This window comes from Streptomyces sp. NPDC051320, assembly GCF_040682175.1.
Classification (GTDB): Bacteria; Actinomycetota; Actinomycetes; order Streptomycetales; family Streptomycetaceae; genus Streptomyces.
This window is the reverse complement of the sequence record NZ_JBFBAL010000016.1, coordinates 39,580-64,221: the sequence shown is the minus strand read 5'-3', so window position 1 is coordinate 64,221 and position 24,642 is coordinate 39,580. Positions and strand designations below refer to the sequence as shown.

Genomic DNA, 24,642 nt, shown 5'->3' with positions numbered 1-24,642 from the left:
GTGATTCCAGCCTCCCCGGCCACCGGCCGGAGGGACCCCCAGCCTCCTTCTTCTCCACCATAGACCAAGTTTCGAACGTGCGTACGATTCACTGCACGCGCCTCGGCCCTTCAGCCATTCAGACCCTCCCCACCTGCGGAAATACCCGTTCCCCCGGACCCTGGGCCCATGACTTTTCTTGACGAGATGAAGAGCGCTGTCACCCCGCGGGCCGCCCTGCTCGTCGTCGGTGTGCTGGTGCTGCAGTGGTTGTTCATCGCGTCCTATGTGGGGGCGCTGCACAGCCCCGCGCCGAAGGACGTCCCCTTCGGCGTCGTGGCGCCCGAGCAGGCCGCGCCGCGGCTCGTCGGCAGACTCGACGCGCTCCCCGGCGGGCCGCTGGATCCGCGTACGGTCGCCGGCGCGGCCGAGGCCCACCGGCAGATCATGCACCGCGATCTCGGCGGCGCCCTGATCGTCGACGCCCACGGCCGCGAGGACACCCTGCTGGTCGCGTCGGGCGGGGGGACCGTACTGTCGTCGGCACTCACCGCACTCATCGACCGGGTGGAGAAGGGACAGCAGCGCACCGTACGCGTGGTGGATGTGGCCCCGGCGTCCGCGCAGGACTTCGACGGGCTCTCCGCGTTCTACCTGGTCGTCGGCTGGTGCGTCGGCGGCTACCTCTGCGCCTCGATCCTGGCGATCAGCGCGGGCTCCCGGGCCGCCAACGGCCCCCGCGCGGTGATCAGGCTCGCCAGTATGGCGCTCTACTCGATCGCGGGCGGGCTCGGCGGCGCGGTCATCGTCGGACCGTTGCTCGGCGCCCTGCCCGGCAGCGTCCTGGGGCTGTGGGGGCTCGGCGCCCTGGTCGTCTTCTCGGTGGGCGCGATCACGCTCGCCCTCCAGGCACTCACCGGCGTCGTAGGGATCGGCCTGGCCGTCCTGCTGGTGGTGATCGGGGGCAATCCGAGCGCCGGCGGCGCCTTCCCGCTGCAGATGCTGCCACCGTTCTGGCGGGCCATCGGCCCCTGGCTGCCGCCGGGCGCGGGCACCTGGGTGGCACGCTCCATCGCGTACTTCGACGGCAACGCCGTCACCGGGCCGCTGCTGGTGCTCTCCGGATGGGCCGTGGTGGGCACGGTGATCACCCTCGCGATGTCCACCGTCCGCAGACGTCCGGCGCCGGCGGCCTGAGGCACGACGAGCCCGGCCCGCCACAGGGACGGGCCGGGCCGGGGTCGCGCGGGAATCAGCCGATCGTCGCGCCGAAGGCGGCCAGCGCGGCGGGCACCGGCTGGAAGAACGTCTCGCCGCCGGCCGAGCAGTCGCCGCTGCCGCCCGAGGTCAGGCCGATCGCGGTGTCGCCCGCGAAGAGCGCACCGCCGCTGTCGCCGGGCTCGGCGCAGACGTCGGTCTGGATGAGCCCGTTGACTACATCGCCGTTGCCGTAGTTGACGGTGGCGTCCAACCCGGTGACCGTACCGCCGTGCACGTGGGTGGTGGAACCGCTGCGCTGCACGGCCATCCCGACGGTCGCGTTACCGGCCTTGGTGATCGGCTGGGTGCTGCCGTTGTAGAGGTCGACCTCACTCGGGTGCGGGGTGCCCGAGGTGTACTTCACCAGGCCGTAGTCGTGGCCGGGGAAGTCGGAGGCCGCGTTGGTGCCGATCTGGGAGCCGCCCTGCGTGTCGGACCAACTGGTGACGGCTTCGGTGCAGTGCCCGGCGGTGATGAAGTACGGCTGGCCGTCCTTGACCACATTGAAACCGAGCGAACAGCGCGCGTTCGAACCCCAGATGGCGTCGCCGCCCGCGATGAGGGGCTTGAACTCCCCGGAGCTCTTCTTGAGTTCGGCTCGGGAGCCCAGCCCCTTGACGATCCCGTCCAGTTGGGAGAGTTCCGTGCCGGACACGGTGCGGTCCACGGTGACGACCATCTTGTTGCTCACCGGGTCCACCGCCCATGAGGTGCCCGGCAGTGACGCCTTGGCGACCAGGGTCTTACGGGCGCTCTTCAGCTCGGCGAGGGTGTTGTCGACGATTCTCGCCCTGCCACCCGCGCTGCGCACGTCCTGGGCTGCCGCCTCGTCGACGACGTTCATCACCAGGTGCTTGCTCTTGGCGTCGTAGTACGAACCGGCCGTGTCGGCGCCCAGTTGGTGGGTCAGCGTCGCTGCCAGGTTCCCTGCCGCGGTCACGGACAGCGTCCTGGCGAGAGGCGTGGGGGTCCCCTCGCTGGCGCTGGCCGTCTGGAAGGTGACAGCCGCGGCGATCAGCGCGGCAGCGCCGCCCGCCGCGATGGCCACCCGGCGCTTGGGTATGCGTCGGTGCTTCAACTTTCGACCTCCTGTGGGGGCCGCATCCGGTCAGTGGGGTGTCCGGACACGGAGGATGGTTGAGCCGCCCACTATCCCGACAGGCACAGCTCGCACACAAGGTCGACTTCAGGACGCGCACATGACAGCAACAAACCGACCGCACGGTGTTCACGAATGGGTGGGCGGCCCCGACTCCACCACGGTCGCCGGCTCGGCAGCCGTCCCCGCTTGCTGGGGCGTCGCCCGCTCGAGGAAGCGCAGCAGTTCGACCGGGAAGGGCAGCACCAGCGTGGAGTTCTTCTCGGCTGCCACCGCGACCACGGTCTGCAGCAGCCGCAGTTGCAGAGCGGCCGGCTGGTCCGACATCACGCCGGCCGCCTCGGCCAGCTTCTTCGACGCCTGCAGTTCGGCGTCCGCGTTGATCACCCGGGCCCGCCGCTCACGGTCCGCCTCGGCCTGCCGGGCCATCGACCGCTTCATCGTCTCCGGCAGCGATACGTCCTTGATCTCCACCCGGTCGATCTGCACGCCCCATCCGACGGCCGGGCTGTCGATCATCAATTCCAGGCCCTGATTGAGCTTTTCGCGGTTGGACAGCAGATCGTCGAGATCGCTCTTACCGATGATCGAACGCAGTGAGGTCTGCGCCATCTGGGACACCGCGAAACGGTAGTCCTCGACCTCCACGAGAGCATGGGCCGCGTCGATCACCTTGAAATAGATCACCGCGTCCACCCGGACAGTGACATTGTCCCGGGTGATACCGTCCTGGGCGGGGACCGGCATCGTGACGATCTGCAGATTCACCTTGTGCAGCCGGTCGACGAAGGGCACCACCATGGTGAAACCCGGACCACGCACCGTGTCCGTCAGCCGTCCCAGCCGGAAGACCACACCCCGCTCGTACTGTTTGACGACCCGGGCCCCCGCCAACAGATAGACGGCGCCGACAGCCACCACAGCAGCACCGGCCGACATCAGTTCCTCGACCATCACGGCCCCCAGGGTCCGAATTGGACGTGCCTTTCGACGGTAACCCCGCTTTCCCGCCAAAGGGAGTCCCGGACATGACCCTCCATGGGTAATCATCGATGCGAAGGGGGATGCCAGTGCACACGACGCATGCATACAGCGCGGGGGGTCCGGGGTTGCGTGGACGGGTGCGCGCGAGGGATGGCCGGCACCTGACCGTGGAGCGTCTCGGCGATCCGCACGGCAGGCCGGTGTTCCTGCTGCACGGCACACCGGGCAGCAGACTCGGGCCCGCACCACGCGGCATGGTCCTCTATCAGCGCAGAATGCAGCTCATCGCTTTCGACCGGCCGGGCTACGGGGGCAGCGACCGGCTGCCCGGGCGCAACGTCGCCGCCGTCGCCCAGGACGTCAGGGACATCGCCGACGCGCTCGGCCTTGAGAAGTTCGCGGTGGCCGGCCGCTCCGGCGGCGCCCCGCACGCGCTCGCCTGCGCGGCGCTGCTGCCCGAGCGGGTGACCAGAGCCGCGGCCCTGGTGACGCTGGCCCCCCGGGACGCGGACGGGCTGGACTGGTTCGAGGGCATGGCCGCGTCCAACGTCAGGGAGTACACCAGCGCGTCCGAGGATCCCGCCGGACTCGCCGCCCGGCTCATCCCGCGCTCGGCGGAGATCAGGAAGAACCCGGTCCGGCTGCTCGACCAGTTGTTCAGTGATCTCACCGACTCCGACCGCAGGGTCGTCAACGACGCGGGCGTACGGGCCATGCTGCTGCGCAACTACCAGGAGGCGCTGCGCACTTCACCGTACGGCTGGATCGACGACGCGCTGGCCTTCAGCCGCCCCTGGGGCTTCGACCCCGCCGACATCCGTGGTCCGATCCTGCTGTGGCACGGGGTGCAGGACGTCTTCTCGCCGGTCGGCCACTCGCGCTGGCTGGCCGGGCGCATCCCGGGCGCGACGGCCGTACTCGAACCGGCCGCCGCGCACTTCGACGCGCTGCACGCGCTCCCCCGCATCCTGAACTGGCTGCTGGACGACTGAGCGCCGCCCCGCAGCCGCGGCCCCTACACGACAAGCGGCTCCAGGTCGCGGTTGAACCGCCGCGCATCGCTCGCGATGGCCACATAGGAATGGTCGTCCCCCAGTTGCCGCTGCAACTCGGGCACGACCTCCGCCCGGAGCAGCTGAGCCTCCTCCTTGCGGCCCAGTGCGTCCAGCGAGACCGCCATGTTGGACGCGCCGGCCAGCGTCTCCGGGTGGTGCGCGCCGATGACCTCACGGAGTGCGCCCACGGCGGCCCGTTCGATCCGCAGTGCCTGTTCCGGGTCGCCGAGGTCGGCGACGACGTTGGCGAGGTTGACCGTCGCGAAGAGCACCTGCGGGTGACGCGCGTTCAGCACTTCGCTCATCGCCCTGATCGCCCCCGAGAGCAGCGACTCCGCGCTGTCGAGCGAGCCACAGGCCCACTGGTATATGCCCAGGTTGTTGATGGCGGTGAGGGTGTACGGATGCCGCTCGCCCGGCACCTTCAGATACTCGTCCACCACGCCCTGGGCGGCGTCCCGGGCCGCCACCGCGTCGCCGGCGGCGAACAGGTCGGCCGCGAAGTTCAGCTCGCAGGCCAGCGTGTCCGGGTTGGCCGCGGCGTACTTGATGCGGTACCGGTCGCGGGTGGCCGCGGTCAGCCGCCGCGCGTCCTCCGTCCGGCCGGCCCTGCGCAGCGAGACGGCCAGGCTCTTCGCGGCGGCGAGGGTGCCGGGGAAGGTCCTGCCCAGTTGCTGCTTGAAGATGTCGTACGTACGGGCTAGCAGGGCGGCCGAGTCCTCGTACCGACCGACCTCCCGCAGGTCGCGTGCCAGGTTCTGGGCGGAGGAGAGGGTGTACGGGTGTTCCGGGCCGAGCACCTCGGTGCGCCGGTCGTAGACGTCCTGGTCCATCTCCCGGGCGCGGGCGTACTCCCCGGCGATCCGCAGGTTCAGTGCCAGGTTGTTGGCGGCCGCGAGGGTCCTCGGATGGGACTCGTCGAAAATCTCCTTGAACCCCTCGTACGCCTCGGTCGCCAGTGTCATGGCCCTGCTGTACTCGCCGAGCGCGCCGAGGTCCATGGCCAGGGCGCTGGTGGTCATGTAGGTGTGCGGATGTGAGGGGCCGAGCTCGGGCAGCTGGGCCCGCTGGCGCTCCAGCGTCTCCTCGTCGAGCTCCATCGCCTCCACATAACGGCCGCGTGAGCGGAGGATGTTGGAGAGGTGGAAGCGCAGGTAGAGATACTGCAGATCGTTGCTGCCGAGTTGCTCGCGCCAGACCTCACGCAGTTCCCCGGCGAGAGCGGCGGCCGTGACGAAATCGCCCCGCTTCCACAGGTACCGCACCCGGTCGATCATCAGCCGGCGGGTTTCGGGTTCCTTGCAGAGCCTCGCCTCGGACGGACCCAGGTGCGGCCAGATGGGAGCGAAATCCGGCCAGGTGTCGGGGTTGTCTATCGGCTCGTCGCCATCAGGTCTGGCGCCCGCGAGGATCCGGTGCACGGCGTGCCGCGCCTCGTTGCGCTCCTCCTGGCTGAGCTGAGCCTTGATGACGGCCTGTACCAGCCGGTGCACCTGGATGGAACCGCCCACCTGGTCCACCTTGGCCAGCGCGAAGCGGCCGATCTCCCGGATGACCCGGCCCAGTACCAGCTTCTCCTGGAGGGTGGCGTCGTACGGCTTGAGCGCGTCGATCATCTCCCTGCTGTAGAGCAGCTTGGCGGAGATCGGCTCGGGGGCGAAGAAGGCACAGAGCTGGAGCAGGCGCACCGCGGCGGGCGAGCGCTCCTTGAGACGGGCGATGGACACGTTCCAGGTGGCGGCCACCGGTTCCGGATATCCGGCCGGCTGGTTGAGTCCGAGGACGCTCTCGGCCTCCTGTGCGAGCTGCTCCAGATAGGTGTTGACGGGGGTGGCGGTCTCCGCGATCCAGGCGGCCGCCTGCTCGACGGCCAGCGGCAGGTCACCGACCGCTTCCGCCACCCGCGCGGCGTCCTCGGCGGACAGGCCGGGGGCCCGGCGCTGGAGGTGTTCGACGGACTCCTCGCGCAGGAAGACGTCCACCGGCAGCGCGTCACCGTACTGCGACCAGGTCTGGTTCCGTGAGGTCACCAGCACGTGGCCCGGGCCGCCCGGCGGGAAGAACCGCTTCAGCTGCTCCGGGTCGTCGGCGTTGTCGAAGACCAGCAGCCAGCGCGGGGTGGGCACCCCGCGCCGCAGCAGATCGATGGCCTCCTGGGAGGCCGCGGCCATGTCGTCGGCGCCCTGCGTCCCCAGCCGGACGGCGAGCTCGGCGAGGCCGGCCACCACATCGTCGGTCTGCTCGGCGGAGATCCACCACACCAGGTCGTAGTCGGCCATGAAGCGGTGCACGTATTCGAGAGCCACCTGGGTCTTGCCGACCCCACCGAGTCCGTACAGCGTCTGCGGCTGCGGCAGTACCACAGCCATGCCGCCGCCGAGCTGGTCACGCATCCGCTCCAGGACCATGGAACGCCCGGTGAAGCCGGAGTTGCGGGGTGGTGCGTTCCAGATCTTCGGTACGGTCCCCGGGAAACGCGGCCCGGGGGACATCGCCCCGTCGGCGAGCTGGACCGGCCGGTCCACCGCCCGCAACAGGGCCGCGGTGGCGTGCACTTCGTCCAGCCGGAAGAGGTCCACCGGGTTGCGGTCGATGTAGGGCGTGGTCAGCCGTACGTCGCCGACGCGCAGCGGCAGCAGATGCCGGCGGGTCCCCGAGGGGTCCTCGGCCGCGGAACGCTGCCAGACCTCCACGGCGCGGGCCGACTTGAGATAGGCGGAGGACAGAACGACGACCGTACGGGCGGCGCCCTCGGCGGCCGCGGTCTCCGCGTCGGACGGGCCCGCCTCCGCGGACACGTCACGCGGTACCACCCGGAAGCCGGCCCGGGTGAGCACCGACTCGATCCAGTCGGCCCACATCCGGTTCTCGGCCACATAGCTGAGCAGCAGATCGGCGGGGAGCGCGGGGCGGCGGCGGGTGAAGGCGTCCCTGATACGGAGCCTGGTCTCCTCGGGGATCGAGGGCATCGCGGTGATCTGCTGGTCGGTGACGACGGCGACCAGCCGTTCGAAGGCGGAGAGCAGCGAGTTGGTGAGCCCGGCCTCGTCACCGAAGGTGGCCAGCGTCTCCTCGTAGGCGTAGTAGGGGCGGTACGGGATCTCCACCGCGCCCCAGTAAGCGGTGAGTTCCTCGCCGGACAGGCCGCGCGGCAGTCCGTCGAACCGGAGCCTCGCCAGCGCCCGCCCGGCGTCCGCCTTCTCCTTCTCCCCCTCGTCGATGCGCATGGGCACCGGCAGGATCTGGATGCCGCGGCCACCGTCGTGCTTGTCGATCTGCCGGGCCACCGCGGCGGCGCCGTCGATGGACTGGTCGCTGAGGGTGAAGCAGTCCACCAGTGCGTCCGGCAGATGGACCGTGCAGATGTCGGCGATGTCGCTCAGACCCGTCCTGCTGTCGATGAGGACGTAGTCGTAGTTGGCCTTCATGTCGTCGCGCAGAGCGTCGAAGAAGTGGCCGCCGCCGAGCCGGTCGTAGAAGTTGTCCCAGTCGAACGTGGAGACGGTGGCGGAGTATTCGCGGTTCTGCCGGCCCGCCGACACGAAGTCGAGGGTGCCTCCGTCGGGGAACTCCCAGCCGAGCGTTTCCGGGGTCAGTGAGACCGCGTGCTGCTGGATCCGTGCGTAGTCCCGGTGCCAGTCGTCGGGCCGGGCGACGGGGCTGGTCGCGGCCCAGGCATACTCGGTGATCAGATCGATGATCCCGGTGGTCGCGCCGAGAGTGGACGGGTCGAGGAAGGGGTGGAAGAAGCGGTAGAGGCCGGGCGCCTCCAGGTCCCAGTCGACCGCGAGGACGCGCTTGCCGTTCGCGGCGAGGATCCAGGCCGTGTTGGCCAGGGCCATGGTCCTGCCGGTGCCTCCCTTGTAGGAATAGAAGGTGACGATGCGTCCGTCACGCCCTGCCGTCATCCGTGTCCTCCGCATCGAGCGCGTTGTCGTGCGTACCGGGTATGAAGTGGGTGGTGGCCTGTTCGGTGGCCATCGGGCCGATGAGACGCGGTCGTTCGCTGTGGCCGCCGCCGCCCGGCGGGTACACCACGGCGTGTTTCAGGTACTGCTGGGCGGCCGCCTCCACGACCTGGGGCAGGATCTGGCCGAAGGCCTCCATGCTCGGCACCCCCTTGGCCGCGGCGCGCGATGTCGCGCGGCCCAGTTGCATCTTGGACGGCATGGTGGCTTCTAGCTGGGCGCTGAGTTCGGCTTCGGATGCTCTGCTCTGGTGGTCGTCGCGGTTCCACGGGACCACCACACTCACCCAGGGGCGGTTCTCCGAGTCGAAGGCGGCGAGCCGCCTGCGCCGCTCCTCGTCGTGCAGCGCCCAGCGGTCGACGAGCAGCACCTCGGGGCGTGACGGGGGCTGCTTCCCGTCGAGGTGGAGCACCTCCTCGTCGAAGGAGGTCACCGTCGCCTGGTAGTTGAGCGAGCGCACCAGGTCCTCGGCCAGTCTGGCCAGCGGTCTGGCGGAGTCCGGCTGGTACGGATTCCAGTCCAGCGGGGTGTCCCCGTAGTACTCGGCGTGCCGCCCGTCGGGCAGATCGTGCCGGGTGGGCGCCGCGACGGTCAGCTGCATCGGGCGCGGGCCGGGGCTCGGCGGGCCGAAGGCGCTGGGTGCGAGCCGGTAGTCGACGGGGCGGCCGGGGCCGACGTCCGACGCGTCGGCGACACTCACGATCCGTTTGGCCAGTTCGTAGACGGCCCGTTCGTATTCCTCGGCGAATATCCGGAGTTTGATCAGTCCGTACAGGCCGTCGGTCACGTACCGGTCCCCGAAAGCCCGGTGGTTGAACTGCAACCGCTCGGCCGGGCCGGGCAGTTGGTGCGGCGGCACCGGCACCCAGAGGGCAGGCACGATCGCCTCGGTGGTGCGGTTGGAACGGGCCTGGTGCTGGATCGCCCGCTGGGCGAAGGCGTACCACTCCTTGCCGCACATCTCGCTGACGAAATAGCGCGGCGAGAAGAGCGGGACGAACACCCGGCAGGTGGCGAGGACCTCCCCGAGCCGCTCCGACCAGCCCTCTCCGGAACGTAACTCCCGGTCCATGAAGCCCGCCGGGGCTCCGGCGGGCAGATCGGTCATGGCCATCACATGGCCGCAGAGGTCACGGTAGAGCCGCTCGACCCACATGTCGGGATCCGGCCCCACGGCGCCGTGCTTGGGCGTGTGCGCATAGCTGAGAAAGAAGTACGGCCTGTGGTTCGCCGCTCTCGGCTGTTCCGTTGCTGCCAACTGGCCCCCGTCCTCCAAGAGGACATCATTCCGGAGCGGAGCGCCTCCACCCCGTCGACGTTCGGTCAATCAACGCCGCTTTTCGGTCATCCACTTCACCGCGTGGTCCACGGCGTCCCCGATCGGTACCAGCAGGGCCGCCGCATTGCCCAGCTTTCCCTCCCGGACCCTCATCCGGGGGAAGTCCGCACCGATCAGCTCGAAATCACTGTCGTCGAGTGCGATGTCCTGGTATTCGAACCATGCGCGCCGTCCGTTCCTGCTGATCACACAGCGGTACGTCTTCAGCGGGATATGCGGAATGCGGTATTCGGCAAGATGGAACGAGGTGCACACCTCGAACCCCACATTGATCATCAATTCGTCGGCCCCGGCTTCCAGCAGTTTCCCGAGCGGCGACTTCTCACCGAGGTGGCTGTCCGGCGGATGTCCCTCTACCAGTTCCCGGGCTCGCGCGCCCAGCGCGGCGAACGAGGTCTGCGGGTGCGCGCTGCGCCGTGCGCCTCGGGTACGCCGGACGCATTCAGCCAGCCGGCCCATGCCCAGGCACGGTGTCAGGCCGGGATCGAAAGGCGGCATCGAGGCCAGGAACGCGGCCTGCTCGCGCGCGGTGAGGCCCGCCACCTGTCGCAGGTGGGCCGAGGACGTCGTGGAGTTCTCCGGTGTGAAGGCCGGCACCACCAGGGTGCCCTCGTCCCCCAGGACGTCCAGCAGCGCGTCGCGCAGCATCCCGGCGCGCAGTGCGGTGCCGCTCAGCGAGGCGTGCACGAGCAGGGTCGCGCCGCGTGTCACCCCGAGGGCGCTCAGCTCGCCGGCCAGCCGCGCACGGTCAGTCACAGACTGTCTCTTCCCACTCGTCCCGGAGGGCGGCCAGCAGGCTCTTGCCGCTGACCGTCAGCTCGGCCGCCTCCTGCAGAGCTTCCAGCGCGGAGCTGATCTGTGTCGGGGCAACGGCACGCTGCTCTCCCGGGCCTTCTCCCGCACGCTTCCGGTACGCGGCGAGGCCGACGCCCTCGAACACCTCGGCCAGCAACCGGGAGACCGGCAGCGGATCCGGCTGCCAGGGCACCGGGTGCAGCCAGGCGCCGTCCTGCGCGTAGAGGTCGGTGACGTCGAGCAGTGCCCGCAGTTTCGCCCGGCGCACGGCGCGCAGCAGGCCTTCCGGGGTGAGCTCCCGCGCGGCGATGCCCAGGGCCCCGGGGCCGTGCCGTCCGACCCGCGGTGCACCGGCGGCCAGCGGGGTCACCGTGGTCAACCGGGCCGCCGCCTCGTCGGCCTGCCCGGGGACGGCGTCGCGCAGCGCCGACCAGGCTCCGGCCAGCCGGCGGCTCCAGTCGGCGGCCTCGGCCAGGCCGAGGCGGGGGGTGACCGGGGTGCCGTAGCAGTCGCGGTACGGATCGAGGTCGTCCAGGAAGAGGTCCGGTGCGCCGTCCCGGCCGAGTCGGCGCACCGGCTCCCAGCCGTCCGTGGCCTCGTCGGGTCGGGCCACCCGGTGCTCGGTGTGTCCGAGCCGCACCAGGAAGCCCTTCTCGACGCGGCGCACCACCGCGTGTCCGCCGCCCCCGGGCGCGGCGAGCCGTAACGCCCCCAGGGTGGGCAGCTGGAGCAGGCCGTCGTCGAAGGCCACGGTGACCGGGGCGTCGGAACCACCGCGTACCGCTGCGGCCGCGACGTATGCGGCCAGCCGGCCCGACGGCCCGAAGCGCCCCCGCTGCACGGCCTCCGCAGCGCCGAGGAGCCAGCTGCGTGCGTAGGGATGGCCGATCACGGTGTCGAACATGCCGTCGGAGCGCTGGTCCACCCGGCCCGCGAGTTCCCAGGCCTCCGCCCACCGCTCGCCGCCCCGGCCGTCCAGATCGGTGTGCAGATGGACCAGCAACATGCGGGAGAGGGACAGTTGCGCGGCGTCCAGTTCCACCGGGTCGGCGATGGCCGGCTCGGTCGTCGCGGCGGCGGTGCGTGTCTCGATACCGCGCACCAGCGCCTCCAGGTCGGTGCAGTAGACACTCTCCTGGTCGAAGGACCGGTCGCGGTAGCGGTGGGTGTAGAGGCCTCCCCCGCAGGACCGGACGACCGGGCACTGCCGGCACTTCTCGCCGACCCCTGCGAGGCCCAGCTGGCGGGCGCGGATCCCGGGGTGCGCGGCGACCTCGTCGAAGGCATGGGTGAACACGTCGAACCCGGTGAACGCGGCGCCTTCGTAAGCGCTCTTCAGCGAGTCGACCTGTTCCAGCGTGCCGTCGGTCTCGACCACCACGAGATCGGTGGGGGCGAGACCCAGCGACTCGGTGAGGCTGGGGCCACCGTTCAGCGTGGAGAGCACCGATTCGAAGAGCCGGACCGGGATCTGCCGCCCCTGTGCGTCCCACCGGTCGAAGACCGTCAGGATCCAGTCCGCGTAGGCGGTGGGTGAACCGGCGGGCCGGTGCGGAGGCTCGTCCCAGGTGGCGTGCGGAAGCAGGAAGTCGACACGCGGCGGGGCGAGGGCGGTCAGTGCGTCGTACACGGCGACGGGATCGTTCCGCACGTCGATGGTGCAGAGCAGGCCGAGATCGAGGTGGGCGTACCGCTCCTGGCGCAGCAGTTCCACGGCTCTGAGCACGAGTGGGTGACTGCTGCGACCGTCGGCGAAGCGACGGTGGCGGTCGTTGGATTCCTGGTCGCCGTCGAGGGAGATACCGACCCGGACCTGGAATTCGTTGAAAAGATCGAGATAGCGCGGGCTGAGCTGCAGCCCGTTGGTGTGGATCCGGAGGTCGAGCTCCGCGACGCCCTCCAGGGCCCCGGTGAGCTCCTCACAGATGCGGCGCAGCCGCGCGGGACCCGCCAGTAGTGGCTCCCCTCCGTGCAGGATCACTGACACGGAGGGCAGGGCATGGGTCCTGGCATGCTCCGCCAGTCGCAGAGCCGTCCAGTGAATCGCCTCGTCAGAGATTGCTTTCGGGCGAGTACGCCAGCTCTGATCTGCGTGTTCGTAGATATAGCAGTGGTCACAGGCCAGATCACATCTGCTGTGGACCTTGAGAACGATCTCGCGGAATGGGACCAGGGGTCCTGTCATTCCGCCAGTCTAGAGCGCCGAGTTGAAGGTCGAGGTCCTCATCGGGCGGCCGTTCGACATGGCGAGCACCCTGCCGAGCTGCTTGGCGGCCTCGGCCCCGCGCACATCGATCTCGGACAGCGGAACGCGTGGCTTCTTCGCCGCGGCGAAGGAGGCGGAAGTTACGGACATGGTGGCGACCGTCCTTGAAGGATGTTTTCCGGACATGGGCTGGAATACCGATAGTGCACCGTTGCAGTGTCGGCGGGTCGACTTTACTCTCATGCAGACCGAAGGCAACTGAGCGCCACCAGCGGTAACAAGCGCATTGCGTCGAGCGTCTTCCAGAAATATGGAAGGCACCATTCCACCTAAAGAGTGAAGACTCGGGCCGGGCGGCCCGAAGTCGCAGACGGGGGTTCACGTGACGGCGTTACCCGGTCCCGGACGAAGCATGGTCTTCCGGAATGCCGATCTGCCCGCGTTGTTCCATCGCGCCGACGGTCTGGCCATCGCCCGACAAGGAGAGGCGGTCGGCTCCACCCGCGCTCAACTGGTTCTTCTGGTGGTGGGGGCCGCGCTGGCGGCGGTGCCCTGGCAGGTGGAGCTGGGCGGCGGGCTGCAGGCGTTCGGCGTGCTGAGCGCGGTGGCGTACGCCGGAGTGTTGCTGCTGACCTTCAGCACCTCCCGGCGCAAGGCGCAGTCTCAGTGGCAACTCAACCGCTCCGCAGCGGACTTCATCAAATCGATGTGCTGGCGCTACGCCGTGCACGGTGCACCCTTCGACGCCGGCTCCGCCGACGCCGACGTGTTGTTCACCACCCGGGTCGAGGAACAGCTCGAGGAGTTGCGGACGGTGGGCTGGACCCTCGAGTCACCGGACGACGACCTGATAACGCCTCAGATGCGGGTACTGCGCGCCAAGTCGTTCGAGGTCCGCAAGGAGACCTACGTGCGGGACCGGCTGATCGAGCAGCGCAACTGGTACCGCCGCAAGCAGGAGGTGTCCCTGTTGGCGACCGCGCTGTGGTCGAGCGCCTTCGCACTGCTCGTCCTGGTCGCGCTGATCCTGGGGGTGCTGCGGGCCTTCTCGGTGACCGAGAACACCGCGATGGCCGGGGTGCTGTCCGCCACGGCCGCCTCCGGGGTGGCCTGGGGCGAGTTCCGCCGCCATCAGCCGCTGATCTCGGCGCATGCGCTGGTGGAGGAGAAGCTGAAGGCGCTGCATATCGCGATGGAGGGCCGGCTCACCGAGAAGCAGTGGTCGTCGGTGGTGTACGAGACCGAGCGGATCGTCTCGCCGCAGTACACCGAGTGGCTGGCCCGGCACGGGAGTTGACCCGCCGAGTCTCGGCTCTTCCCGCTAGTCGCGCTGGACTCCGTCGCGCCAGATGACCGTCACCGGTGTGCCCTTCCCGATGGCGTAGCTCACGATGTCGCCGGTACCGCCGCGCCCGCGGGCCGGCCGGCCGTCCCAGACCGCGACCAGGCGGTCGCAGTTGTCGGCGATATAGGTGCCCGCCGCGTAGTACGCCTCGTCCGTGGCATGGGCGAAGGCCAGCCGGACCTCCTGGGCGGCCCGGCTTCTGAGCCACTGATAGCGGGCGAGCTCGCCCTTGTCGTCGAAGCCCAGCTCGTAGTCGCCGCTGGGGATGACCGCCGTCAGTTCCGCACCGCATTCGAGCGCGATACCGGCAAAGAGCTGGTCCGCGCCGGCCGCCAGGCTGGAAAGCGCCTCCAGGGAGCCCGAATGGCCGCACAGCAGGGCGTGCAGCGCGTCCTGCACATGAGTGAGAGCCTCGTGCGGAATGCTGCGGTGCCCGGTCACTCCGATGCGTTTCATACGCCCCGCCTTTTCCGAGCCCCCCGGCTCTCCCTCCGACATCCTCTCAAAAGTACGCAAGAGCCCCCACCCGGAGAACCGGGCGGGGGCCAGCTGCGGCCGGCAGCACTGCGGAGCACGGACCACCCGTCGGCGGACCGTCAGTAGACGCTGACTCCGTAGGCGTTGAGCGCTTCGGTGACGGGCTGGAAGAAGGTCGTGCCACCCGAGGTGCAGTCGCCGCTGCCGCCGGAGGTGAGCCCGAGGGCCTTGGAACCGGCGTAGAGCGGACCGCCGCTGTCGCCGGGCTCGGCGCAGACGGTCGTCTGGATGAGGCCGGACACCACGTCGCCGCCGCCGTAGTTGACGGTGGCGTTCAGCCCGGTGACCCTGCCGCTGTGGGTGCCGCTGGTGGAGCCGGTACGGGTCACCGTCTGCCCCACGGTGGGGTTGCCCGCACTGGTGATGTCCTGGCCGCCGACGGTGCCCGGGTGGGCGAGGGAGGTGTTGCTGTACTTCACGATGCCGTAGTCATTGCCCGGGAAGCTGGTGCCTACCGTCGGACCGATGCTGGTGCTGTCCGACGCGTTCGTGTACCACGCGGGTGAACCCTCGGTGCAGTGCCCCGCGGTGAGGAAGTAGTAGTTCGAGCCGCTGCGGACGTTGAAGCCGACCGAGCAGCGCCACTGCGTGGTGTAGATCGGGTCGCCGCCCGACAGAAGTTCGTTGAAGGTGCCGGGCACGCGCTGGACATGCACCGCACCGGCGTTGGTGCCGGCCTGGTGCATGATCCCGGAGATCTCGGCCGGGGAGACCGAGCTGTCCGCGGTGACGTGCAGACTGCCGGTCGCTTTGTCGACGTACCAGGCGGTGCCTGCCACATTCGCGCTCTGTACCGCGTTGCTGGCTGCGGCCAGCTGCTGCGGGCTGTACGTCTTGGCCTGGTCGGCGTGGGCGGTGGGTACGGTCAGCGCGGCCGCGACGATCAGGCCGGAGGTGACGGCGATCAGCCGTGCACGTCTCGCGGAGCCGCTATGGGGGGTGGTGTTGATCCTCACTTCAGTTCCTTCCGAAGGGAATCGAGGGTCCGTCAGGGTGGGGGGACCCGGAGGCACAGCCAGCAGGACCGGACGGGGTGTTTCCGCCGTGCCCCTGACAAGCGCTTTCCGGGAGTACAACGCGAACCGGCCATCAGGCGCAAGAGCGCCTTTCGGCCGGGCGCACCGGCGTCGCACAGCGGCGCCCGTGCTGCCCGGTGAGAACCGTGCGTTCTCCTGCCGGGACGTCAATCGGGAGGGTGTTGCCGGGTGGTGGCAAAGGGCAGATGAAGTGCTCGGTGAAGGCGCAGGGCGTCAGCAGCGCCCGGTTGGAGTCGACCTGCCCCTCGATGCGGAAGGCCAGTTCACCGGTGAGGCCGAGCCCACGGTCGCGGCCGTCGGCGTTCGGGACCCGGACGGTGCGGCGCTCGGCGCAGGGCCGGAAGGTTCCGGGCAGCACCCACCTCGGCTCGTACGCGGAGGCCTCGATACGGGCGAAGTCCCGCCGGGCCGCGGACGCCGAGTCCGTGACCCGTATCGCCCAGAGCCCCGCCCGGTACACCACGACCCGATGCCGTTCCCCCTGGGCCGGACGGGCGGATGCGGCCGGTGCGTGGTCGGCGGTGAGCACTGCCCGGCCGGTGAACGGCTCTCCGTCCAGGGTCAGTCCGTCCTCCGCGGTGGCGGTCAGCACCACCGCGTCGCGGGCCGCCTCCCAACGGCCCGCAACGGCCGGAATTCGTCCCTCCGCCGCGTCGTCGAGCCAGTGGGTGCCGGTGAGCGCGAGCGGACCGTACGGCGCGAAGACGGTCGCGGTGCGCTGTTCGGGCCAGTCGGCCCGGTCAGCGGCCGCCGCGTCCTGAGGGCCACCCGTACCGCCGGGGCCGCCCGTACCGTTCGCGTCGTCCGCGCCCGCGCCCATGCGCTCAGTCCTTCCGTCACCCGTACGTCTCAGCCGTCACCCAGACGGTCCCGAAAGATCTTATTTTCATTACGTCAGCAGTCCTGCGTAGGAATAATCCTGACGAACCGCCACAAGTTCTGCACCAGTACCGTCACGAATCCCCTCCGCTCTGCTTATCCGCTTGGCGCGCGATCCGCATCATGGACGACCATAGGGATGCGGAACGCAGACGGACCGCGGTGAAAGGAGGCGTCCATGGGATCGGTACGCAAGGCGAGTGCCTGGCTGGGCCTTGTCGAGGACAACGACGACGACCGCTACTACGACGACGAGTACGCGGAGGGAGCGGCGACCGCTGCCCCCGCCGAGGCATGGGTGACCGACCCCCGGGTCCGCGTCGCCGCCGAGTCGGCACAGGAGAAGAGCCGCCGGATCGCCACGATCACCCCGGACAGCTTCCGGGATGCCCGGAGCATCGGTGAGATGTTCCGCGACGGCGTACCAGTGATCGTGAACCTCACCTCCATGGAGCCCGCGGACGCCAAGCGGGTGGTGGACTTCGCCGCCGGACTGATCTTCGGCCTGCGCGGTTCCATCGACCGGGTCGCGACCCGGGTCTTCCTGCTGACGCCGGCCGACACCCGCATCGTCAGCGGGGAGGCCGCGGGCCGGCCCACCGAGGGCGGCTTCTTCAACCAGAGCTGAGCAGGGTGCTCGCCGGTCGGTCCGGACGCCGCCGGATGTGTGTCTACCGGAACGCGTCGAGACCGGTGAGCGCCTTGCCCAGTACCAGCTGATGCATCTCCACTGTGCCCTCGTAGGTGAGTACCGACTCGAGGTTGGTGGCGTGCCGCATCACCGGGTACTCCAGTGAGATCCCGTTCGCACCGAGGATGGTGCGCGAGGTACGGCAGATCTCGATCGCCTCCCGCACGTTGTTGAGTTTCCCGAAGCTGACCTGCTCCGGCCGCAGCCTCCCGGCGTCGAGACGGCGCCCCAGATGATGCGCGAGCAGGATCCCCTTGTGCAGTTCCACCGCCATGTCGGCGAGCTTGGCCTGGGTGAGCTGGAAGCCCCCGATCGGCCTGCCGAACTGTTCCCGGGTCTTCGCGTAATCGACCGCGGCCTCGAAGCTCGCCCGGGCGGCCCCCATCGCCCCCCAGACGATCCCGTAGCGCGCGTGGCTCAGGCAGCTGAGCGGTCCCTTCAGCCCGGTGACATCGGGCAGCACCGCGTCGGCCGGCACCCGTACGTCGTCCAGCACCAGCTCACTGGTGACCGAGGCGCGCAGTGACCACTTGTGCTTGATCTCCGGAGCCGAGAAGCCGGGGGTGCCGGTGGGCACGACGAAGCCGCGGATGCCGTCGTCGGTCTGCGCCCAGACGACCGCGACGCCCGCCACCGATCCGTTGGTGATCCACATCTTCCGGCCGGTCAGCACCCAGTCGTCACCGCTGCGCCGTGCGTAGGTCCGCATGCCGGCGGGGTCGGAGCCGTGGTCGGGCTCGGTGAGGCCGAAGCATCCGATGACCTCGCCGGCCGCCATCCCGGGCAGCCACTGCTTTTTCTGGTGCTCTGAGCCGAAGCGGTGAATCGCGTACATGGCGAGCGAGCCCTGCACGGAGACCAGCGAGCGGATTCCGGAGTCGGCCGCTTCCAGTTCCAGGCAGGCGAGGCCGTACTGGACCGAGCTGGCGCCCGCGCAGCCGTACCCCTGCAGTGACATGCCGAGCGCGCCGATGGAACCGAGTTCCCTGGCCAGTTCCCTGATGCCGGGCAGCTCGCCCTGCTCGTACCACTCGGCGATATGGGGCAGGACGCGGTCGGCCGCCCAGGACCGGACGGTGTCGCGGATCGCGAGGTCGTCGTCATCGAGCAGGTCGTCCAGGCCGATGGGGTCGCCGGGGTCGAAGGGCGGCAGCTTCGAAGATGCGGACATGGGGATGCCTCCGACGGCTCGCGCGGATAAAACTAGCAGTGTTAGTTACAGCCTGCGGGCGACGTTACGGCTCAACGCGCCGCCCGTCCAGACCCGGCTGCCTCGGCGGGCGCCCGTCGCAGCCGCGGCGGCGCCTGGGCCGGCACCGATGCCTTGGCGGCGGTCTCGCCGGCCGGCGCGGAGGCCTGGGTGACGGGCTCGTCCGCAGCCCCGCATTCCATCACGCGCGGCAGTCGCAGCGCGGCCAGCGCGCCGCACAGCAGCAGCGCCGCACTGACCACAAGCGTCACATGCAGCCCGTGGACGAAGGCTCCGCGAGCCGCGGTGCGCAAGGTCTCGCCGGCCGGACCACCGAGATGCCCGGCCACCTGGTAGGCCTCACCGAGCGAGTTCGACGCCTGATCGCTGGCGGCCGCGGGAACGCCGGGCACCGTGGCGAGCGCGGGCCCGTAGGCCGCGTTCATGACGCTGCCGAGCAGGGCGATGCCCATGCCGGCACCGAGCTGGTAGGCGGTCTCGCCGATCGCCGCGGCGCCGCCCGCCCGGTCCGCGGGCGCATCGCTGAGCATCGACTCGTAGGCACCGAAGAGCGTGGCCTGCAGTCCGAAACCGAGCAGTACGAAGGCGACGGTGAGCAGCCACGGCCGGTCGTGGTCACCCATGGTCACCAGACAGAGCACCGCGGCGGCGGTGAGCGCGAAACCCTGGCTGACCATCCGGCGCGGTCCGATCCGGCGCAGTGCGCAGGAGCCGGTGACGCCCGCGGTGATGGCGGCGAAGGTGAGCGGCAGCAGCCGCAGCCCGGTGGCGAGGGGGCTGAGGCCGAGCACCAGCTGGAGGTACTGGACCGCTATCAGTTCCAGGCCGACCAGCGCCAGCATGGCGAGGACGATGCAGCCGACCGCGGTGGTGAAGGTCGGCCGGGAGAACATCCGCATGTCGATGAGCGGGTGCGCCCGGCGTTCCTGCCGCCGGACGAACAGCACAAGCAACAGGAGGCCCACGACCAGCGGGGCCAGCGTCTCGGGGCCGAAGAGCGCCTCGCCGGCGCCGATGCGCTTCACGCCGAACACCACACCGAGCACCCCGGCCGCTGCCATCAGTGCACCGAGCACGTCCCACGGGCCGTCGGCGCCGCCCTTCGACTCGGGCAGCAGCCAGCGGGCCACCGGCACCAGTACCAGCACCAGCGGGACGTTGATGAGGAAGACCGAACCCCACCGGAAGTTCTCGACCAGGAAACCGCCGAGGACCGGTCCGATGGCGGCACCGACAGCGGCCACCGCGGTCCAGGCCCCGATGGCCACCGCGCGCTCCCGGCGGTCCGGGAATACCGCACGGAGTATCGACAGCGTGGCCGGCATGATCATCGCTCCGCCGATGCCGAGCAGGGCGCGGGCCCCGATCAGCATCTCGGGGCCGGCCGCGAACGCGGCGGCGGCCGAGGCCGCACCGAAGAGCCCGTAGCCGATCAGCAGAACGCGCCGGCGGCCCACCCGGTCGCCCAGGGTGCCGAAGAGGATCAACAGGGAGGCACAGACCAGCGGATAGGCGTCGACGATCCAGAGCAGTTGGACGGCGCTGGGACGCAGGTCCTCGGTGACGGCCGGAACGGCGACATGCAGAACGGTGGCGTCCAGCGCGACCAGCAGCAGACTGACGCAGAGGACGACGAGGACGGTCCAGCGGTTGGCACCGTCGGCGGCACCGGCGCGTGTGCGCCTGCCGGTCATGGACGTCCCTGGCATGCACGTACCTCCCACAGTGGTCCCTCGCACCCGGCGGACCTGCGGGGACGGCGTGCGTCCACCGGGGCCCGGCGTCGACGGGCGAGTGAGTCGCCAGCGTACGCGACACCTCGCCGGCATCCTGTGGCCCATCTCTCACCGGCAGCCTCGACGCCCTGCCGTACGCCGTACGGCACCGCTGGGGGTGATCTTGAAAACTCCCCGCGCCGAGCGCGGACGACGGGAGGATTCCGCGTGAATCACCCCAGAAAAAAGCCTTTACCGCAGGTCTGATAAAGCGAAAGTAAGAAGCTTTCTCACATAAGGCGACAACCGCCGCCCCCTATTCGACATTGCGTTGGAATAAGCCGGGCCGTGAGACATAGTCCACATCACATCGTCATCACAAAGAGACCGGAACGGCCAGGCGCGACACTCGCCCGCTGTAACGTCGATTGGGTGCGTATCGACCGAATCTTTGCCCGCCTGGACCGGGAGCCCGAGCCACCGCGGCTGGAGATCCCGCGAATGAGCCGGCACCGGGTGGCCCTGCTGGGCGCGACGCTGGCGTTCTATCTCGCCATCGTGGTGGCCGTGCTGACCACGTCCTGGCTCGTGGAGCTGGACTGGAAGGTCATGCTCTTCCGGCCCTACCAGCAGTGGCCGCAGCTGCATGCCTTCCTCGACTACTTCGTGGTGCTCGGCCAGCGCGGCCCCACCGCGGTGATGGTCATGGCCTGGCTGGGCTGGCGCTCCTGGCGCCAGCACACGCTGCGCCCCCTGCTGACCCTGGGCGCCGCTCTGCTGCTCCTCAATGTCACCGTGGGCGCGGTCAAGCTCGGGCTCGGGCGCCTCGGCCCGCACTACGCCACCCAGATCGGTTCCGCCGAGCTCTTCGCGGGCGGCGATATATTTCCTTCCGGGCACACCGCGAACGCCGTGGTGACCTGGGGAATCCTCGCGTATCTGGCGACCACGCCGACGGCCAGGCGCTGGCTTTCGGTGGGCTCGGCTTCGCTGGCCCTCGGCGTCGGCGCGACGACCGTCTACCTCGGTACCCACTGGCTGAGCGATGTGCTGCTCGGCTGGGCCGCCGGGCTGCTGATCCTGCTGGGACTGCCCTGGTGCGAGCCGCTGATCGGCCGCACCGAGACGGCGGTACTGGCCTTCCGGGCACGGCTGCGCGAACGCGGGCGGGTTCGCGGGACCACCACCCCGTCCCCGGTGCCCGTCCCGGTCGCCGTCGGGTCCGCGCTCTCCCCTGCCGGGGACCCCCGCTCCGCGGGCACGGCCGGGGAGGATCCGGTCCTGGAGCCGGCGGGCGCCGCCGGGCACTCGCCCGCTCCCAGAGGCTCATCGCATCTCACCGCACCGCATCTCACGGCGCCCCATACCACCGCGGCGTATCCCACCGCTACGCAGTCGCCGCGGCCGCACACGCCCCGCTCCGAGCGGACGCCGGGGACGCCGGTGGTCAGCCGTCGGCCCTCGCACGCCGAGCGCACCCCCCGGGGCAGCCAGGCCCGCCCGGTACCCGGCGCACCCTCGTAGGGAATCCGCCGGAAGCGGGCCGACCGGGCTTCGCCGGTCCGGTGGATCAGCCCGGCCAGCAGCGGGTGACCGTGCCGTCGGTGACCTCGAAGTTGAGCCGGCCCGACAGGAACTCCATGGTGATGACCGAACCCGGCGGCAGGGATCTCACTGTGGACCATCCGCGCTCACGGGCCAGTTCCTCGGCGCGTGCGCCGTCGAGGCCCAGATAGCTGTCGGGATCGTCGTCAGGCTGTACGGGAGGGTCCGGAATGGGTGACATGGCACCCACCGTAGGCGCCCCGACGCCACGGGAAAAGCGCGGCGCCCCGGCCGGGGCGGCACGACGGTACCGCGGACGCGTCACGCTTCTGTCACAGGACCACGACACTCTTCGGCCTCGACGTCTTCACCCGAATGGGCCTTCAGTACAAAGAAAAATCCGAGAAGAACATCGGGCGAACACGGCGTGGATTACTCTCCGGTAATTCAGCCCTGGGCGCCGTGCGGCATACCGAGGAAGACACCGCCGAATTTCCGTCGGACCAGCCACCTCGGAATGCCGCGGACGGAGATCCGGCCCGGCACGAATTCACGGATTCCCTACACGATCCTCACGCCCTGCATGAAAATCCGCACCGCCCACCTGCTGGACGCCGCCGGGCACCGGGGGCGCCCGGTCAGCGCGACCGGAAGTCCACCCGCACGCTGAGGTCGTTGTCCACGGTGTAGTACGGGGCAGCCCGCGCGACCGGGTCCGCACCGCCCCGCCCATCGCCACCGGCATCCGTGTCACCCTCACCACTGCCCCGGTCGGTGACGGCGAAGAACGACGGCGGATACACGAAGACGCTCTTCCGGTCGGCGAGGTCGTCGAGGATCCTGCTGATCCGGATCTCCGGCCCGTTCGGCCCCTCGGGCAGCAGCGACAGGTCCCACAACCGGGATTCCGCCGCTCCGTCCCCGGCCAGCGGCCGGTACGGCAGGGTGCAGCTGAAGCCACCGTCCGCATCGCCCGTCACGGCCTCCCGGTGCACGTGGCCCCGCGCGCCGCGCAGCCGGGCCTGCACGGCGGCGTGTGCGCCGAGTACGGACCCGTAGAGCTGTCCGCGCACGGTGAGCGCCCCGTCCCGCACGGTGAGCTCGCCCGCTTCCGCGTGCGGCGAGCGCATCCAGCAGCGCAGCGAGAGCTTCCCGTTGACGGTCCGGTACGGCACCCGGGCGACGACCGTCCGGGCAGCGGCGGGCGGCATCCGGTCGACGAGCATCCGCAGGTCCCGCAGGCCGGGGTCGATGCGTCGCTCGCCCTCGGAGCCACACTCCGCGAACACGTCCCAGCGGCCCTCCGCGAGTTCGACACCGGCACTCAGCACGGTGCGCAGCCGCCCGTCGCCGGTCGCGGTGAGCGCCAGCGTGACCCGGTCGTCGCTGCTGCGGCGCTTCAGCACCAGTGCCGCGGGGCGGGACGCGGTGACGTCGGAAACCGTGCCGTCCGAAACCGTGCCGTCCGAAACCGTGCCGTCCGAAACCGTGCCGTCGGGAAGGGTGCCGTCGGAAACGGTGAGTTCGAAGGTGAGCGCGCCCTCGGCGTCGGCCGTGCAGTCAGCGGACGGCTGCGGTGCCGTGTCGGTCCGGCTCATGCGACTCTCCCCTTGCGTGCCCGTGCGGCAACCTGGCTGCTCAGTGCGTACGCCTTGCCGAGCAGCGTGCCGCGGGCACGGCTCAGGCCGTCGTGCAGGGCGCTGCGCGGCCGGGTGCCTCCTCGGGCGGCGAGAAGTTCGGCGAACAGGGCCTCGTGACGTCCGGCGATCAAGGCCGGATCGAAGCGGGCCGCGTTCTGCCTGGCGGCCCGGCCCATCCGGCGGCGCAGCCCGTCGTCCTGGATCACCTCCAGGAGTGCTGCTGCGATCGCCCCGGTGTCACCGACCGGCACCAGCCGGCCGTCGACGCCGTCGCTGATGATCTCGCGGGGACCGTGCGGGCAGTCGGTGGAGACGACAACCAGTCCGGAGCGCATCGCCTCGACGATGGACATCCCGAAGGACTCCAGACGTGAGGTGACCGCGGCCACCGATCCCTTGGCCCATTCAGGCTCTATCGGGTTGGCCGGCCCCATCAGGAACACGTGGTTGTAGAGGCCGAGCTCATTGATGAGAGCGCGCAGACTGCTCTTCTCGTTCCCGCTCGCGTCACCGCTGCCATAGATGCGTAACCGCCAGTCGGGGCGTACCGCGACCACCCCGGCGAAGGCCCGGATCAGCAGGTCGAACCGTTTGGTCTCGGTGAGCCGCCCTGCTGCCACCACCCACCGGGCCGTGGAGTCGGAGGGCGGGAGTCCGGGCTCGGGAACACTGTTGGGGATGGCCTCGATCCGCAGACCGGGGATCGCCAGTCGGCGACGGTAAGCCTCCGCGTCGGCCTCGGAGACAGTGGTCACGGCATCGAGCAGCCCGTAGCGGTGTCGGATCTCGCGGTGCAGCAGTCCGCCATGGCTGTCCAGGGTGAGGTGCTCCTGACCTACCCGGACCGGCCCGCGCCGCACCTGGCGGGCGATGTGGACGTTCAGGCCGGGACGGGTACCGACGACGACATCGGCGTCCAGGGTCTTCAGGTAACGGGCGATCCGCGCGTCGGTCAGGCGGCTGTACTGCCGGTGGCGGTTGTCGCCACGGGGGAAGACGGTCGCCGGGCTGGAGTGTTCCGGATCGTCGCCGTCATAGCTCCTGCTGTTCTTCCGCAGATCCACCAGGTGGCTCATCCGCACGCCGGCGGGTGCGCCGAGGGTCGGCCGGTCGAGATGGCGGAAGGCCGACACGATCTCCACGTCGTGCTGCTCGGCGAGCGTCTCGGCGAGGGTGAAGGTGGTCCGGATGGTGCCGCCGATGCCGTAGGCGTTGTGAAGCATGAACGAAATGTGCATGTCGCCGCCGCATCCCCCGTGTTTCTCATGTGACTGCTGTGAATGGACTGTACCTGGGCAGCCGGGAACTTTCGATTGCGTTCGCCTTTACGCGTGACCCCGGCCACGGCTCGCCCGTTG

The 24,642-nt window shown here is 70.0% G+C and carries 20 protein-coding genes; 5 read left to right on the top strand and 15 right to left on the bottom strand.

Features of this window, described 5'->3' with window-relative positions:
* Nucleotides 1-168 precede the first annotated feature (168 nt).
* Nucleotides 169-1,176: a DUF3533 domain-containing protein gene (locus tag AB0M87_RS28625; RefSeq protein WP_365857955.1), complete on the top strand. Its 1,008-nt coding sequence runs from the start codon at nucleotides 169-171 to the stop codon at nucleotides 1,174-1,176.
* A gap of 55 nt (nucleotides 1,177-1,231) precedes the next feature.
* On the opposite strand, the gene AB0M87_RS28620 is transcribed toward AB0M87_RS28625, so the two are convergent.
* Nucleotides 1,232-2,317: a S1 family peptidase gene (locus AB0M87_RS28620; RefSeq protein ID WP_365857953.1), complete on the bottom strand. Its 1,086-nt coding sequence runs from the start codon at nucleotides 2,315-2,317 to the stop codon at nucleotides 1,232-1,234.
* 150 nt (nucleotides 2,318-2,467) lie between these two features.
* A complete protein-coding gene (locus AB0M87_RS28615) occupies nucleotides 2,468-3,292 on the bottom strand; it encodes an SPFH domain-containing protein (RefSeq protein ID WP_365858093.1) in 825 nt (274 codons plus the stop codon).
* Nucleotides 3,293-3,447: 155 nt separating this feature from the next.
* Here AB0M87_RS28615 and AB0M87_RS28610 point away from each other — a divergent pair, with 155 nt between their 5' ends.
* Complete coding sequence (locus tag AB0M87_RS28610) at nucleotides 3,448-4,314, top strand: alpha/beta fold hydrolase (RefSeq protein ID WP_365858091.1); 867 nt, start codon at nucleotides 3,448-3,450, stop codon at nucleotides 4,312-4,314.
* A gap of 23 nt (nucleotides 4,315-4,337) precedes the next feature.
* Here AB0M87_RS28610 and fxsT read toward each other — a convergent pair whose 3' ends face one another.
* The 5 genes from fxsT to fxsA form a co-directional block, all read right to left on the bottom strand.
* Nucleotides 4,338-8,285 carry an FxSxx-COOH system tetratricopeptide repeat protein gene (gene fxsT / locus AB0M87_RS28605; protein ID WP_365857951.1) on the bottom strand — a complete coding sequence of 1,316 codons (3,948 nt, stop codon included), beginning with the start codon at nucleotides 8,283-8,285 and terminating at the stop codon, nucleotides 4,338-4,340.
* Entirely contained in the window at nucleotides 8,269-9,603 is a 1,335-nt protein-coding gene (gene fsxC, locus AB0M87_RS28600; protein ID WP_365857949.1) for an FxsC protein, read from the bottom strand. Before fsxC ends, fxsT begins: the two co-directional genes overlap by 17 nt.
* Nucleotides 9,604-9,672: 69 nt before the next feature.
* A complete protein-coding gene (locus AB0M87_RS28595; protein ID WP_365857947.1) occupies nucleotides 9,673-10,440 on the bottom strand; it encodes an AAC(3) family N-acetyltransferase in 768 nt (255 codons plus the stop codon).
* Nucleotides 10,433-12,664, bottom strand: a complete 2,232-nt coding sequence (gene fxsB / locus AB0M87_RS28590; RefSeq protein WP_365857945.1) for a radical SAM/SPASM protein FxsB, inactivated metallohydrolase extension form — start codon at nucleotides 12,662-12,664, stop codon at nucleotides 10,433-10,435. The genes AB0M87_RS28595 and fxsB overlap by 8 nt, the downstream gene beginning before the upstream one ends.
* A 9-nt stretch (nucleotides 12,665-12,673) precedes the next feature.
* The gene (gene fxsA, locus AB0M87_RS28585) at nucleotides 12,674-12,835 is read right to left on the bottom strand and encodes an FxSxx-COOH cyclophane-containing RiPP peptide (RefSeq protein ID WP_365857943.1); all 162 of its coding nucleotides are present in this window, start codon (nucleotides 12,833-12,835) and stop codon (nucleotides 12,674-12,676) included.
* A 262-nt stretch (nucleotides 12,836-13,097) separates the two neighbouring features.
* Between fxsA and AB0M87_RS28580 the strand changes: the two genes are divergently transcribed.
* On the top strand, nucleotides 13,098-13,982 hold the full coding sequence (locus tag AB0M87_RS28580; RefSeq protein WP_365857941.1) for a DUF4231 domain-containing protein: 885 nt from the start codon (nucleotides 13,098-13,100) through the stop codon (nucleotides 13,980-13,982).
* Between the two features lie 24 nt (nucleotides 13,983-14,006).
* On the opposite strand, the gene AB0M87_RS28575 is transcribed toward AB0M87_RS28580, so the two are convergent.
* From AB0M87_RS28575 to AB0M87_RS28565, 3 genes are all read right to left on the bottom strand, one after another.
* Nucleotides 14,007-14,486: a hypothetical protein gene (locus AB0M87_RS28575; protein WP_365857939.1), complete on the bottom strand. Its 480-nt coding sequence runs from the start codon at nucleotides 14,484-14,486 to the stop codon at nucleotides 14,007-14,009.
* 140 nt (nucleotides 14,487-14,626) lie between these two features.
* Entirely contained in the window at nucleotides 14,627-15,523 is an 897-nt protein-coding gene (locus tag AB0M87_RS28570; protein ID WP_365857937.1) for a S1 family peptidase, read from the bottom strand.
* Between the two features lie 133 nt (nucleotides 15,524-15,656).
* Nucleotides 15,657-16,424, bottom strand: coding sequence for a DUF1684 domain-containing protein (locus AB0M87_RS28565; protein ID WP_365857935.1), 768 nt, complete (start codon nucleotides 16,422-16,424; stop codon nucleotides 15,657-15,659).
* Between the two features lie 237 nt (nucleotides 16,425-16,661).
* Between AB0M87_RS28565 and sepF the strand changes: the two genes are divergently transcribed.
* Nucleotides 16,662-17,111, top strand: a complete 450-nt coding sequence (sepF, locus tag AB0M87_RS28560; protein ID WP_365857933.1) for a cell division protein SepF — start codon at nucleotides 16,662-16,664, stop codon at nucleotides 17,109-17,111.
* Nucleotides 17,112-17,154: 43 nt separating this feature from the next.
* Here sepF and AB0M87_RS28555 read toward each other — a convergent pair whose 3' ends face one another.
* On the bottom strand, nucleotides 17,155-18,345 hold the full coding sequence (locus AB0M87_RS28555) for an acyl-CoA dehydrogenase family protein (protein WP_365857931.1): 1,191 nt from the start codon (nucleotides 18,343-18,345) through the stop codon (nucleotides 17,155-17,157).
* A 71-nt stretch (nucleotides 18,346-18,416) separates the two neighbouring features.
* Nucleotides 18,417-20,078: an MFS transporter gene (locus AB0M87_RS28550; RefSeq protein WP_365857929.1), complete on the bottom strand. Its 1,662-nt coding sequence runs from the start codon at nucleotides 20,076-20,078 to the stop codon at nucleotides 18,417-18,419.
* Nucleotides 20,079-20,531: 453 nt separating this feature from the next.
* Here AB0M87_RS28550 and AB0M87_RS28545 point away from each other — a divergent pair, with 453 nt between their 5' ends.
* Complete coding sequence (locus AB0M87_RS28545) at nucleotides 20,532-21,623, top strand: phosphatase PAP2 family protein (RefSeq protein ID WP_365857927.1); 1,092 nt, start codon at nucleotides 20,532-20,534, stop codon at nucleotides 21,621-21,623.
* 46 nt (nucleotides 21,624-21,669) lie between these two features.
* Here AB0M87_RS28545 and AB0M87_RS28540 read toward each other — a convergent pair whose 3' ends face one another.
* The 3 genes from AB0M87_RS28540 to AB0M87_RS28530 form a co-directional block, all read right to left on the bottom strand.
* Nucleotides 21,670-21,885, bottom strand: a complete 216-nt coding sequence (locus AB0M87_RS28540; RefSeq protein WP_365857925.1) for an I78 family peptidase inhibitor — start codon at nucleotides 21,883-21,885, stop codon at nucleotides 21,670-21,672.
* Between the two features lie 397 nt (nucleotides 21,886-22,282).
* Nucleotides 22,283-23,242, bottom strand: coding sequence for a transferase (locus AB0M87_RS28535; RefSeq protein WP_365857923.1), 960 nt, complete (start codon nucleotides 23,240-23,242; stop codon nucleotides 22,283-22,285).
* The gene (locus AB0M87_RS28530) at nucleotides 23,239-24,522 is read right to left on the bottom strand and encodes a glycosyltransferase family 4 protein (protein ID WP_365857921.1); all 1,284 of its coding nucleotides are present in this window, start codon (nucleotides 24,520-24,522) and stop codon (nucleotides 23,239-23,241) included. The genes AB0M87_RS28535 and AB0M87_RS28530 overlap by 4 nt, the downstream gene beginning before the upstream one ends.
* Nucleotides 24,523-24,642: the final 120 nt, after the last annotated feature.